The following is a 675-nucleotide window of genomic DNA, read 5'->3' as shown; positions in this document are numbered from 1 at the left end:
GTAATTAACATTATAGACAATATTTAGTGTTGTGGTTTCTCTTTTTAGAGATGTTTTTCAGGCTCATTCAGTTTTTTTGAATGAGCTTTTTTTATGTCTGAAGATTTTAATTTTGAAGAAAATGTGTATAAAAACATCAAATTTAAGTACACTATTTTATATATACTTAGTTTAAAAGAAGGCGTGTCTATGAAATTTGCAGCCCAATTATCGTTACTCTTTATATTTGGTTTTATTGTCACAGGTTGTAATTCACATCAAATTGCAAAAAGTAATGAAACAGCAAATACTGGAAATATGACACTGATAGAAGGTTATCATTTGCATGCCCAAACAAATGTTGCATTACAAGCTGACCCTACATTACAGCAAGGTGATAATGCTGTAAAAATAGATGTAGAAGACACTGACCTGACTGCTCAATAACCATAAATTATTTAATGCTCGATATCTTCGGGCATTTTTTATAAACGGATCTGGTTAGAAAAAATTACATTGTAAATCTAAACAGTTTTTTTATTTCAAAAGTTATATCAAATCATTGAAATAACAGCACCACTATCTTTTATTTTTTTCATAAATTAATTTTTATTTTTATAAAACAATAGAATAAATTAACTTTTACTTTTATTCCAAGTAAGATGTTGATTTAAAAAAAATTGCATAAACTGTACT

Annotated in this window: 1 protein-coding gene; it reads left to right on the top strand. The window is 26.7% G+C overall.

Annotated elements, in window-relative coordinates; genetic code table 11:
* The first annotated feature begins 189 nt into the window (after nt 1-189).
* Nucleotides 190-426, top strand: coding sequence for a hypothetical protein (locus KPC_RS20185; RefSeq protein WP_146196703.1), 237 nt, complete (start codon nt 190-192; stop codon nt 424-426).
* The last annotated feature ends 249 nt before the right edge of the window (nt 427-675 follow it).

It is taken from the genome of Acinetobacter stercoris, from assembly GCF_900323515.1.
In the GTDB taxonomy this organism is placed as follows: Bacteria; Pseudomonadota; Gammaproteobacteria; order Pseudomonadales; family Moraxellaceae; genus Acinetobacter; species Acinetobacter stercoris.
Note: the sequence above shows the minus strand (reverse complement) of the source record. Positions and strands in the feature narration are given on the sequence as shown.